The organism is Undibacterium sp. 5I1, assembly GCF_034314085.1.
Taxonomy (GTDB): domain Bacteria; phylum Pseudomonadota; class Gammaproteobacteria; order Burkholderiales; family Burkholderiaceae_D; genus Undibacterium.
Genome location: NZ_JAVIWI010000001.1, coordinates 2,251,767 through 2,264,173 on the forward strand (window position 1 = coordinate 2,251,767; position 12,407 = coordinate 2,264,173).

General features: G+C 47.0%; 14 protein-coding genes. 2 read left to right on the forward strand and 12 right to left on the reverse strand.

The features are described from left to right. Positions 1–92: 92 nt before the first annotated feature. The 4 genes from RGU72_RS09925 to RGU72_RS09940 all read right to left on the reverse strand — a co-directional run bounded on the left by RGU72_RS09925 (position 93) and on the right by RGU72_RS09940 (position 3,937). Positions 93–857 carry an SDR family oxidoreductase gene (locus RGU72_RS09925; protein WP_322119566.1) on the reverse strand — a complete coding sequence of 255 codons (765 nt, stop codon included), beginning with the start codon at positions 855–857 and terminating at the stop codon, positions 93–95. Between the two features lie 264 nt (positions 858–1,121). Beyond that, positions 1,122–2,351, reverse strand: a complete 1,230-nt coding sequence (locus tag RGU72_RS09930; RefSeq protein WP_322119567.1) for an acyl-CoA dehydrogenase — start codon at positions 2,349–2,351, stop codon at positions 1,122–1,124. A 77-nt stretch (positions 2,352–2,428) separates the two neighbouring features. Then, positions 2,429–3,193, reverse strand: coding sequence for an SDR family oxidoreductase (locus tag RGU72_RS09935; protein ID WP_322119568.1), 765 nt, complete (start codon positions 3,191–3,193; stop codon positions 2,429–2,431). Between the two features lie 9 nt (positions 3,194–3,202). Beyond that, the gene (locus tag RGU72_RS09940; protein ID WP_322119569.1) at positions 3,203–3,937 is read right to left on the reverse strand and encodes a histidine phosphatase family protein; all 735 of its coding nucleotides are present in this window, start codon (positions 3,935–3,937) and stop codon (positions 3,203–3,205) included. Between the two features lie 244 nt (positions 3,938–4,181). On the opposite strand from RGU72_RS09940, the gene RGU72_RS09945 reads away from it, so the two are divergent. After that, positions 4,182–5,096, forward strand: a complete 915-nt coding sequence (locus RGU72_RS09945) for a LysR family transcriptional regulator (RefSeq protein ID WP_322119570.1) — start codon at positions 4,182–4,184, stop codon at positions 5,094–5,096. Positions 5,097–5,115: 19 nt separating this feature from the next. Here RGU72_RS09945 and RGU72_RS09950 read toward each other — a convergent pair whose 3' ends face one another. From RGU72_RS09950 to rpsP, 7 genes are all read right to left on the reverse strand, one after another. Continuing rightward, a complete protein-coding gene (locus tag RGU72_RS09950) occupies positions 5,116–5,445 on the reverse strand; it encodes a DUF3579 domain-containing protein (RefSeq protein ID WP_322119571.1) in 330 nt (109 codons plus the stop codon). A gap of 251 nt (positions 5,446–5,696) precedes the next feature. Then, positions 5,697–6,647, reverse strand: coding sequence for a CobD/CbiB family protein (locus RGU72_RS09955; RefSeq protein WP_322119572.1), 951 nt, complete (start codon positions 6,645–6,647; stop codon positions 5,697–5,699). 167 nt (positions 6,648–6,814) lie between these two features. After that, the gene (locus RGU72_RS09960) at positions 6,815–7,480 is read right to left on the reverse strand and encodes a CoA pyrophosphatase (protein ID WP_322119573.1); all 666 of its coding nucleotides are present in this window, start codon (positions 7,478–7,480) and stop codon (positions 6,815–6,817) included. Between the two features lie 127 nt (positions 7,481–7,607). Further along, entirely contained in the window at positions 7,608–7,988 is a 381-nt protein-coding gene (rplS, locus tag RGU72_RS09965) for a 50S ribosomal protein L19 (protein WP_322119574.1), read from the reverse strand. Between the two features lie 125 nt (positions 7,989–8,113). Beyond that, a complete protein-coding gene (trmD, locus tag RGU72_RS09970; protein ID WP_322119575.1) occupies positions 8,114–8,872 on the reverse strand; it encodes a tRNA (guanosine(37)-N1)-methyltransferase TrmD in 759 nt (252 codons plus the stop codon). A gap of 41 nt (positions 8,873–8,913) precedes the next feature. Next, complete coding sequence (gene rimM, locus RGU72_RS09975; RefSeq protein ID WP_322119576.1) at positions 8,914–9,471, reverse strand: ribosome maturation factor RimM; 558 nt, start codon at positions 9,469–9,471, stop codon at positions 8,914–8,916. A 17-nt stretch (positions 9,472–9,488) separates the two neighbouring features. Beyond that, entirely contained in the window at positions 9,489–9,740 is a 252-nt protein-coding gene (gene rpsP / locus RGU72_RS09980) for a 30S ribosomal protein S16 (protein WP_110255824.1), read from the reverse strand. Between the two features lie 214 nt (positions 9,741–9,954). Here rpsP and RGU72_RS09985 point away from each other — a divergent pair, with 214 nt between their 5' ends. Continuing rightward, entirely contained in the window at positions 9,955–10,371 is a 417-nt protein-coding gene (locus RGU72_RS09985) for an NINE protein (protein ID WP_322119577.1), read from the forward strand. Positions 10,372–10,609: 238 nt separating this feature from the next. Here the strand turns inward: RGU72_RS09985 and RGU72_RS09990 are convergent, their stop codons facing one another. After that, a complete protein-coding gene (locus RGU72_RS09990; protein ID WP_322119578.1) occupies positions 10,610–12,400 on the reverse strand; it encodes an acyl-CoA dehydrogenase in 1,791 nt (596 codons plus the stop codon). Between the last annotated feature and the right edge of the window lie 7 nt (positions 12,401–12,407).

Here is a 12,407-nt window from a genome sequence, read left to right on the forward strand (position 1 = left end):
ATATAGATATACTCCCCTATTTTATTAAATAGCTGATGTAAAAAAAGGATTTAAGTCAAACTCATTTTAAATCCATGCTATGCAGCTATAACTTAGATCGCCGTCAGTCCGCCGTCAACTGCTAGTTGATGTCCTGTTACAAACGAAGACAAATCTGAACATAACCACAGTGCCGCATTGGCGATTTCTGATGCCTCGCCAATCCTGCCGATCGGGTGCAATTTTTGGATCATTTTTTCGCGTCTTGGTTCGCGGGCGATCGCGTTATCCATCATCGGTGTACGGATCACACCCGGGCACACCGCATTGACACGGATACCTGCGCGGCCATATTCGGCAGCGGCGGTTTTGGTCAACCCAACCACGGCATGTTTGCTGGCGGCATAAATCGGCTGCATAGGCGCACCGACCAAACCGGCGACCGAGGCGGTGTTGACTATAGTGCCGCCGCCTTGTTGCAGCATCTGCTTGATTTCATACTTCATACAAAGCCAGACGCCTTTCACATTGACGTTCATGATCTTGTCGAAACTGGCCTCGTCGGAGTCAGCCAATGCGTGATGTTCAATCTCTATACCTGCATTATTAAAAGCGCAGTCCAGGCGGCCATAGGCGTTCACAATCCCGGCGATCAAAGACTCCACTTCGGCCGCTTTAGAAATATCGGTTTTTACAAATCGCACGGTACCGCCAGCAAACGAGATCATGGCCTGCGTCTCCTCCGCGCCGACCACATCAATATCGGCAATCGTTAATTTGGCACCAGCTTTAGCAAACGCTAAGGCGGCAGCTCGTCCTATGCCGCTGGCGGCACCTGTGACCAGTACGGATTTATCTTTAAATGTGATCTCGGGCATATTGTCTCCATTCATTAATTTTTTTGATGGACTTACGCAAAACTCCTCAAAGCATTGCAGCGCCTAGCCGCTTGGAAATACTGTTGTCGTCGCTACACCTAGTCGGGGCATTTTTTTGTAAGTCTTGATTGAGATAAATAACACGTTCTATGATGCAAAAATCCCTGATAGCCTCAACAAAAATTTGAGAGACTTCAGGGTTGATTTTAGAAACTGAAACTAAGATTCAATTCTACGATTCAACTTAATGTGATTTAGTGCTTATTAGTGCGTATTGGTCTTATATTTTTTTAATTCCATCTTACCGATCTGGTTGCGATGCACTTCATCCGGACCATCGGCTAAACGCAAAGTACGCGCTTGTGCATAAGAATAGGCCAGGCCAAAATCATTCGACACACCGCCACCGCCATGCGCTTGTATTGCCCAGTCAATCACCGTGCATGCCATGTTGGGTGCCGCCACTTTAATCATAGCGATTTCTTTGGCTGCTGCTTTGTTGCCGACGGTATCCATCATTTGTGCCGCGTTCAACACCAGTAAGCGTGCCTGATCAATCAGAATACGGCTGTTTGCGATCCGCTCTAATGTCACGCCCTGCTCTGCTACCGGCTTGCCAAAAGTAACCCGTGTCAACGAGCGTTTGCACATATCTTCCAGCGCACGTTCTGCCAGGCCGATCAGGCGCATACAGTGATGGATACGGCCAGGACCAAGACGACCTTGGGCGATTTCAAAACCACGACCTTCACCTAACAGAATATTAGATGCCGGCACACGCACGTTCTCAAACAACACCTCGCCATGACCATGCGGCGCATCGTCATAACCGAAGACAGGCAGTGCACGCAGAATCGTCACGCCCTTGGTATCACGCGGCACAATGATCATCGATTGCTGCTTATGGCGATCTGCATTGTCAGGATCGCTCTTACCCATAAAAATGAATACTTTGCAGCGCGGATCGTTGGCACCAGATGACCACCATTTGCGACCATTAATCACGTACTCATCACCATCCCGCACGATCGACGCTTCGATGTTAGTCGCATCCGATGAGGCAACAGCTGGTTCTGTCATCGCAAAGCAAGAACGAATCTCGCCATTTAACAAAGGCTTCAGCCATTTTTCTTGGTGCTCTGGCGTGCCGTAGCGGGCAAATACTTCCATATTGCCGGTGTCCGGCGCGGCGCAATTAAACACTTCTGCTGACCATAAAGAACGCCCCATAATTTCGCACAGCGGTGCGTATTCCAAGTTGGTCAAGCCTGCGCCATGGCTGGATTCGGGCAAGAACAAATTCCACAAATCGGCTGCGCGTGCTTTGACTTTTAATTCTTCTACAATCTTGGTCGGAATCCACGGATCACCGGCCTTGCGGTTGGCCGCAATCTCACCATAGAAATTAGCTTCGTTGGGATAAATATGAGCATCCATAAACGCGATTAAACGCGCTTGTAATGCTTTAACTTTGGGGCTGTATTGAAAATCCATGTTCTACCTTTAAGGGAAATTTGATCGACCCGATTTGATCGACTTTTCGATTCAATCTGATGAGTTTTATATCGCTATTAATTAACTAAATAACCGCCATCGACATTGATGCAAGCGCCCGTTGTATAGCTAGATGCGGCCGAGGCGAGATATAAAACGGTACCTGCCATTTCACTTGGCTCTGCAATCCTTTTCATGGGAATACGGTTCAATGCTTTTTCTAAAATGACGGGGTTATGGAATAAGGCAGAGGCAAACTTGGTATCTGTGGCACCTGGCAGTAATGCGTTCACGCGCACACCCATTGCGGCGCACTCCAGCGCGAAGGATTTCGTCATCGCAATCACTGCCGCCTTGGTAATCGAATAGATACCCTGCATGCCACCGGGGACAACACCATTAACCGAGGCGACGTTGATGATGCTGCCACCACCATTTTTTGCCATCAATTTGACACCCGCAGAAGACATGAAAAAGTAGCCGCGAATGTTGACATCAACGGTCTTTTGAAAGGCGCCCAGATCAGTCTCCGTAATGTGTCCAAAATGTGGATTGGTCGCTGCGTTATTCACGAGAATATCGAGTCTACCGTGTGCGGCTGTGATGTCAGCAAATAGCGCATCAATCTGCGCCATTTCACCAATGTGGCAGGCGCGTGCCTCAGCTTTGCCACCTGCAGCCTGGATCGCAGCAACCACCGCTTCGCAAGCCTCTGCTTTGCGGCTGGAGACAATCACCGTCGCGCCATGAGCCGCCAGCATTTTGGCGACTTCTTCACCGATGCCACGGCTGGCACCTGTGACCAGTGCGACCTTGCCAGTTAAATCAAACAAATCTGTCATCTCCAACTCCTAAACGTAAGTGATATGACCGGGGTTATTGGATAACTCCAGATGAGAAAAATTATTTAAGTAAGCCAATGCCAAACGTGGCGATTGACCTTGCACTAAGGCCGGCTGGACATGGAAACGTGTCACGCCGCTGTTAACCAGCGACCAGTTCAATTCGGCAAAACGCGGATCAGGGAAACCCAGCACGTGCTGACACAAAGCGGAAATAGTGCCCCCGGAGGTAAAGATCACAATATTTTTTGCAGGATCGGGATACGTTAATTGACGCTCCAGCGCTGCGATACAGCGTTGACGAAACTCTGCCCATGATTCAGTATATTCAGCGTCATATAGACCCGTCATCCAACGCGCAATCGCCTCATGAAAAATAGTTTGAAACGCCTGTTTGGCGTTTGGCGTCATCAAAAAACGCTTGACTGCGGAAGGGTCATCAAACGCGGGAACATGCCGGGCCAAAACCTCGTGATGGTTATATTCGTTGAAGCCAGCGTCCTCTTGCCATGCATCTGTATTGAGTGCATCAGCAGCCACGTTCTGCACAGCAGCTATGCAGGCTTTGGCAGTCTGTTGATGACGTAGCAACTTGCCAGTGACGACGCGTGACACCTCCAGATTGCGAGCGCTCCACCATTGACCAAGCTGCACGGCTTGCGCTACGCCTAGCTCGGATAATTGATCGTAATTTTGACTACCGAAAGAAGCTTGTCCGTGACGTACCAGATAAATCTGTCCCATTGCTTGTCCCGTTTAATTGTCCAACTTGAATTTAAATGCCTGGCTGAGTTGATTGATTTCATGACTGACTGAATTGTTCGGCTAGGTAGACGAACTTATTGAATGAACTTATTCAAGGTATTTATTCAACGTATTTATTCAATCAACTCAGTCGATCAACTTGCCAAATTAACTTTGTGGATCATGGTAAAGCTTGCGCTACAATCTATCAAATGAATAGTTATAATTAAATTACATTAATTTTATGCATATATCTAAAGTTGATTTGAATTTGTTTTCTGTATTTGAAGCGATCTACACAGAAGGCAGCGTAACGCGTGCCAGTCAAAAACTATATCTGACGCAGCCAGCGATTAGTCATGCGCTGAATCGCTTGCGCAACCTGTTCGATGATCCGCTATTTGTAAGGCAGGGACATGCCATGGTTTCTACGCCATTGGCGCGTAGCATCATAGAACCAGTGCGATTGGCTCTGCGCGGACTGGAAGTCACTTTGTCGGACGCTGGTCGATTTGATCCCGCTATTGCGAGCAAACAATTTACGTTGGCATTACGCGATGTGCTGGAATCGACCGTGCTACCACCACTACTCACCAGCATCACCCAGCAAGCACCAACGATTGATCTGGCGGCAATACAAGTTGAACGTAGGGAACTAGTCAGCGAGTTAGCGGCAGGCACAGTAGATGCTGCTATTGATGTGTTATTACCGCTGCCAAACGAGATTCGTCGTCAAAAAATATCGCAAGACACGACAGTGGTGATGGCGCGCAAAGATCATCCGCTGGTACAAGGCAAACTCGATTTAGAGACCTATTTGCAAGCAGAGCATATTCTGGCAAGTTCGCGCCGTAAAGGGCCTGGGCTGGAGGATTTTGAATTAAGCCGGCTTGGCTTACAACGGCGTATTCGCTTGCGCTGCCAGCATTATTTCGCTGCATGCAGAGTCACCAGTCAGACCGATTTATTGCTGACAATGCCAGAGGCTTATGCCAGGATTGCGAACGAACAGTTCGGAAATCAGATTTTTCCGTTACCGCTGCCGATGCCATCTTGGGACGTGTATTTATACTGGCATCAGAATGTAGAAAATGATGCGGCAAATCGCTGGTTACGGGAACAGATCACCTTAGCTTTTCAAGCTTCGATGATGGCGTGAGATTTTTAAAAATCGGGGATTATTTGATAGGGTCAGGCAACAAACAAGCATCAATGATTTGCAAGTCATTGTCTTTGGCAAAGCTCACCACAAAATGATATGCCAGCGGCTCTATCTCACGAATTGCTTCATTCACGACAACAGAGCGCACACCATTTAATAAAATCGGGCGAACATAAGGTGAGTATTGCAAATGTGCGTTTCTGCCAGCATCAGGACGAAAACAGGACATGGCACCGCACAGGCGTTCTGCCCAGTCGCTTGGCCGAAACTGCTTGCCGTCGCTGGTAAGACCCTGGATAAAAAACTCGCGTACCGGAGTTAAATTGTTTTTGTCGGAATCGGCCATGTGGGCGGCTCGTTGCTAGAAGGTTAACCTGGGCACGCTTTTGATGTGCCTAGCTTTTAAAATACATGAGTATTATATCTTATAGAAGACTTGGTTTAAAAACCGCCTAAAGATAAAAATCGGGACATCTATTAAACCCAAATTATTCTCCTTACTATAGTGCATTTTTATCGCGAGTAAAGAGTAAAAAACCCACATCAACATCATGTGGGTTTTTTAATTTTCAATTTAATCTGATTTAAATATCCAGATCACAACCAAACTGCAAACGATAACAGCAGCAAGAGCAGCATCCATAATAATAAAGCGCGCCAAACCAGGCCAACAGCGCTTTGTAGCGATCTTGGCGATGCCTCTGCACCGGGCTGACTTTCAATATCCAGGCTATCAATATCGACCGCACTAGCGTCTGCGCTCAATACCATCGCTTTTGCTTCCGGATCCCCTAATCGAACACCTAATGCGCCACCGCCGGCAGATAAAATGATGCCGACCAACTCATCTGACCAACGATCAGCATAATTACGCCAAGAATACACAGCGTCCTCAAAATTACCGACGACTGCAAAAGCAACTGCGGTCAAATGAGCTGGTACCCAATCAATCCAATAAAAAATTTTAGTCGCATATAGACCAAACTCTTCGTTACGCATGTGTTCTGGCTCATTCCAGGCACGAGCCAGATATTCAGCAACCCGATACATGACCGCACAGGCAGGGCCAACTGGCATTAAAAACCAAAAGAACACGCCAAAAACATTGCGATGAGTAGCGATTAACGAGCGCTCTACAGCGAGTCTGGAGATTTCGGAGATATCCATATCGGAGGTATCTAAGTGCGTCCACTCAGCGAGGTAGGCACGCGCAGCAGCTTCATCGCCCGAGCTTAACGCGAGCTGAATAGAAGTGAAGTAGTGGCTATAGCGACGAAAGCCAAGCGTCAAATAGACAATAACAATATTCCATGCCAAAGCAGCAAAAGGGCTGAGGCGTAAGCATAGCCAATAGATCAAAGCCGTCGGCAGCGTAAGCGCAACGACTAAAATCCACCAGCCCAAACGACCGTGCTTAGCTTTACCAGCATTACACCAAGCTTCTATCTTTACTGCTAAATTTTGTACTTGTAAATAAATCGGATTATCCACCCGCAGAGGTTTCAATTGCTCGATCAGTAAGGCACAAAGTATGGAAATGAATGTCATGGTTGGATAAGTTTATAGCGTTTCCAGCTAGAAACGGATTTGCAAATGCGACAAGTGTAAACTGATTTACTCAGATTATGAAGTTCCTGATTATTTTTCTAATAAGCCGACTGTTATTCATGCTTTGCCATATTCAGTTTCATTGAGAAACTTATTGAAAAACAAAATCAAGCGCGCAGCAGATGGAACAAGTTGCGCAACATACCGGCAGTTGCACCCCAGATAAAATGCTGTTGGTATGGTATCGCATAAAAAACGCGTTGCCCCTGCCCATTTGGCAAATCAAACGCACGACGCTGATAATTTTGACCATCCATTAAAAATGATAATGGCACTTCAAATAAAGAAGCAACCTCAGATGAATCAATTTTCAATTCAAACGGTGGCTGTATTAATGCCACTACAGGCGTTACCTGATAACCAGTTCCGGTAAGATATTCAGGCAAAATACCGATCACATCAACGTGCTTGCGGTGCAAGCCAACCTCCTCCTCAGCTTCGCGCAGAGCAGTTTCTACAACCGAGCCGTCACTATCCTCACATCGTCCGCCAGGAAAACTGATTTGCCCGGCATGATCATTTAAATGAGCAGCCCGATGCGTCAGCAGCAATGTCAAACCTTGATCTCGCATGACTAAGGGGATCAATACTGATGCGGGTTTAAAAGAGGTGATCGTAGAAAGTAAATGCTCATCAGCCAACTCTGGAGTCCAAGTTGGAGGTTGCAAAAAATGTTGACGCAGCCAGTCTGCAGATAAGCGGGATGCAGGAACCGCCGCCTCCGTCGCTAGCGATTGGACGGGTAAATCCTCAGGATTAAACTTAAGCTTCACACAAATATCCTCTGATGGCATGAAACACCAACAAATCACAAGCTTTGCTGCATGTCTTTCATCTCTATAAAACAAAAAAGGGACGCCGAAGGCATCCCTTTCTTTCAACGCATCAAAGCAAATATTACTATGCTTTAGCAGCGACGACCTTGCGAGCAGGCAATTTCTCTTTAATACGAGCAGATTTACCTGAACGCTCACGCAAGTAGTACAACTTGGCGCGGCGTACGTCACCACGACGTTTAACTTCGATCGAAGCGATCAGCGGAGAATACAATTGGAATGTACGCTCAACGCCTTCACCAGATGAAATCTTACGAACGATGAAGTTAGAATTCAAACCACGGTTACGACGAGAAATAACAACGCCTTCGTAAGCCTGAGCACGCTTGCGTGTGCCTTCAACTACGTTAACGCTGACAACGACTGTGTCACCAGGTGCGAAGTCTGGAATACTTTTACCGAGGCGCGCAATTTCTTCTGCCTCTAATTTTTGGATCAGATCCATTTTTTTACTCCGGATACCATCTTGCTGACGCTAAATACAACAATGCTCAGTAGAGGATGGGGTTTAACATGCAAGACTAAAAATTATCTAGCCTTACGCTTAGTACCAAATCTTACGATTCGGCTTTACAACAAATTACTTAAAAACTTTTCATCAGCACGACTGAGCAAACCTGCTTCGCGTGCTTGCACTATCAAATCTGGTCGCTTAAGCTGGCTAGCTTCAAGAGATCTTTCACGTCGCCATTTTTCAATTTCAGCGTGATTACCCCCCATCAAAACAGCCGGCACAACCGCATTTTCGAAGATTTCTGGCCTAGTGTAATGCGGACAATCGAGCAAACCATTGACAAAGCTATCCTGTATCGCTGAGGCATCATCGTGCAAAACACCCGGCAATTGCCTGATAACAGAATCCATCAACGCCATGGCTGGAATTTCACCACCGGATAGAACAAAATCGCCAAGGCTAATTTCTTCATCCACATAGCTATCCAACAAACGTTGATCAACTGCCTCATAGCGACCACATAGCAATACAACGCCAGACAACTGCGACAAATCCATCACTCGCTGGTGGCTTAGCGGATGTCCCTGTGGTGACAAATAAATCACTTTGGGAGCAATCGCATCCACATTTGCCAAATTGATCTGCCTTGCTTTAGCAGCTTCAATAGCTGCTTGCAACGGCTTAGCCAACATCACCATGCCGGGACCGCCGCCATATGGCCTGTCGTCCACAGTACGATGTTTGTCAGTCGTAAAATCACGTGGATTCCACAAAGACAAAGCACATCGACCTTGCTCAAATGCCCGCCGGGTAACACCAGACTGCGTGAGCGCAGTGAACATTTCAGGGAAAAGTGTAATGACATCAAATTGCATCTAAAATGCCTTCCGATTCCATTAAGCGACTCCCATGTTCACTAATAATCTGTACCCCAGTCAACCGTAATTTTGCCAGCCTTTTGATCCACTTCTTTAACAAAGTTCTCAACAAAAGGAATCAGGCGTTCATGTTTAGGCAAATCAATCTCTGGAATATCCGAAGCAGCCACACGCAAAATAGGGTGAGCTCCGTTATCCATCAAATCTCTGACTTGACCCAGATGTTCGCCCTGCAGATTGTGTACCGACAAACCAATCAAATCCAACCAATAGAATTCTCCCTCAGATAAAGCGGGAAAATGACTACGAGGAATTTTGACTGCGGAGCCTTTCAGCCCCTCTGCTGTATTTCTATCCACCACACCGACTAATTTTGCTACAACATCTTCACCATGAATTTTAACTTCCAGGCGATCAACATCATGCAATTCCGGGCGCAACGGAGGATTCTCTAACCACCAAGTTTTGGCAGTCATTAACGCATCTGCATCAGAAGAATAAGGACGTATCCTCACCCAACCATGAATGCCATATGCTCCCGAGATATAGCCAACCAAGACTAAATCATCAGGAGCACGTACTCCAACTGACGTCATAGACAGAACAACAGCGATTAAGCTGCTGCCTTGCCAGACTGAGCTACCAGACGAGCGACTGCTGGTGACAATTGTGCACCAACGCCTTGCCAGTAAGCCAAGCGATCTGCTGCAACACGAACTGTCTCAGCATTGCCAGTTGCTACCGGGTTGTAAAAACCGATACGTTCGATGAAACGGCCATCACGACGATTGCGTGAATCTGTTGCAACGATGTTGTAAAAAGGGCGCTTTTTTGCGCCACCACGAGCTAAACGAATAACGACCATAATATTTCCAAAAAATGTCTAAACGCGGAAAAAGCCGCAAATTATAGCGTGAACAGCATGGAAACAGCAAGCACTATCCCACTTTCTGTGGCGGTAAGGAGCCAAATTTAGGAGAGATTACAAAATGACAACGCATTCTGAGGTAGTAATATCAAAGCAGACAGCACGCTCTTGCTCTAGAATCATGCATTACTTTGCCGGAGCCCTCCACTTAATGAAAACACCACACAAAAATAAAACTCTGAGCACATTGCTCGCGGCGACGTTAGGCAGCGTTGGTGCTCATCGCTTTTATCTTTACGGGAAAAAAGATCTTTGGGGATGGCTACATTTCATCACGTTACCGCTGTCCTGGCTATTGGGGCACTTCTACTTTGGCACGCCACTCTTAATTACCGCCGCACCTATCGTACTTTCATTTTTGATCGCAACATTAGAGGCGCTATTGATTGGCTTAACGCCGGATGAAAAATGGGATACAAACCACAATGCGCAATCAGGACAAGTCAGCGACTCTAATTGGCCAATCGCATTAATCTTGGTGCTGACGCTAGGCGTTGGGGCTTTTGCCTTGATTGCAACGATTGCACGTGCATTTGACCTGCTATACACGGGCGGATCATTCGGTTAAGTACTGCGTAAAATCGTCAATACCTAAATATACTCCGACCCTGTATATTTTTAATGCCCAGAGAACTAATGGACAATAAGACATCATTCACATAGTTGAAGGGGGAGTATATTAAACAGCGGGCGTCAATGTTATTACCAAGCAGTCCAATTTAAAATAGTCTCAAGTCAACGATACAAACATAAAAGCGGCCTAGGCCGCTTTTATGTTTTTTACTACAATTGATACAAGCCAATATTTAGAACTGCTCTTCCGACATCGCTAATACACCAGCACTACCATCAACAATTGAACTACGCAAACCTTGCGCTGCCGACAAAATATGGTCTGCAAAAAAACGAGCGGTCGCAATTTTCGCTTTATAAAAACTGGCATCGCCGTCACCGGCTTGCAATTTTTGCTGAGCAACCAAAGCGGCGCGCGCCATTTGCCATCCACCTAATACAATACCCGCCAATTTAAGGTAAGGAACGCTACCTGCAAAAACCGCTTTTATATCAGACTTAAAGTTAGCGGCAACATAGGTGATAACCTCTTCCATTGCATCAGCGCCTTCTAACAACTGACGCTGAATAGCGATCAAATCGTCTGACTGCGTCATAGCCAACTCTGCAGCGGTTTTGCGTACTTGCGCAATAATGCCTTTTGCTGTCGCACCGCCATCACGGGCCGTTTTCCGTCCAACTAAATCGTTTGCCTGTATTGCGGTTGTACCTTCGTAAATCGTCAAGATCTGTGCATCACGATAGTGCTGTGCCGCACCGGTTTCTTCAATGAAGCCCATGCCGCCATGTACCTGCACGCCAGTTGATGTGACATTCAAGGACATCTCAGTAGACCAACCTTTGACAATCGGCACGAGATATTCATAGAAAGCGAGATTCATTTTTCGCACTGTTTCATCACCATGGTGATGAGCTGCATCACTTGCAGCAGCAGCCACATAAGCCAAGGCACGAGCACCTTCCGTTTGCGCGCGCATCGACATCAACATGCGACGCACATCAGGGTGATGAATAATAGTGACAGGCCCGGCAGAACCTGCCAGATCGCGGGACTGTACGCGCTCTTTAGCATAGCAAACGGCTTTTTGATAAGCGCGCTCAGCGATCGCAATGCCTTGCATACCAACACCGAAACGCGCGGCATTCATCATGATGAACATGTATTCCAAACCACGGTTTTCTTCGCCAACCAAAGTACCAATAGCACCGCCGTTATCGCCAAATTGCAATACTGCGGTTGGGCTCGCCTTGATTCCCAGTTTGTGCTCTATCGAAACGCAATGGGCATCATTACGCGCCCCCAAAGAACCGTCTGGGTTAACCATAAATTTCGGCACAAGGAAGAGAGAAATCCCTTTAACGCCCTCAGGCGCATCCGGTGTGCGGGCCAGCACCAGATGGACGATATTTTCTGCCATATCGTGTTCACCATAGGTGATATAAATTTTTGTACCAAAAATCTTAAACGTGCCATCGCCTTGCGGAACCGCTTTGGTGCGAACCATCGCCAAATCCGATCCGGCTTGTGGCTCCGTCAAATTCATCGTACCTGTCCATTTACCAGCAATCAGCTTCTCTAAATACAGCGCTTTTTGCGCATCGCTACCAGCAGTCAACAAAGCCTCAATCGCGCCGTCAGTTAGAAGCGGGCACAATGCAAATGAGATACTAGCGGAATTCAGCATTTCGATACACGGCGTAGCGACCAGCTTAGGCAATCCTTGACCGCCGAATTCTGTAGGATGCTGCACACCTTGCCACCCCGCTTCGCCAAACATCTTAAAAGCTTCCTTAAAGCCTTTGGTGGTGAATACCTGACCTTCTTTCCAATAGCTTGGCGCTTGATCACCAGTCCAGTTTAAAGGAGCAACAACCTCGCCTGCAAATTTGGCATTCTCTTCAAGCACAGCCTCAACTGTCTCCGGGGTCGCATCTTCGCATCCGGGCAAAGCATTGACTTCAGCCAAACCTGCCAACTCGTTCATAACGAACAGCATATCTTTCAAGGGCGCAACGTAGCTCATATTCACT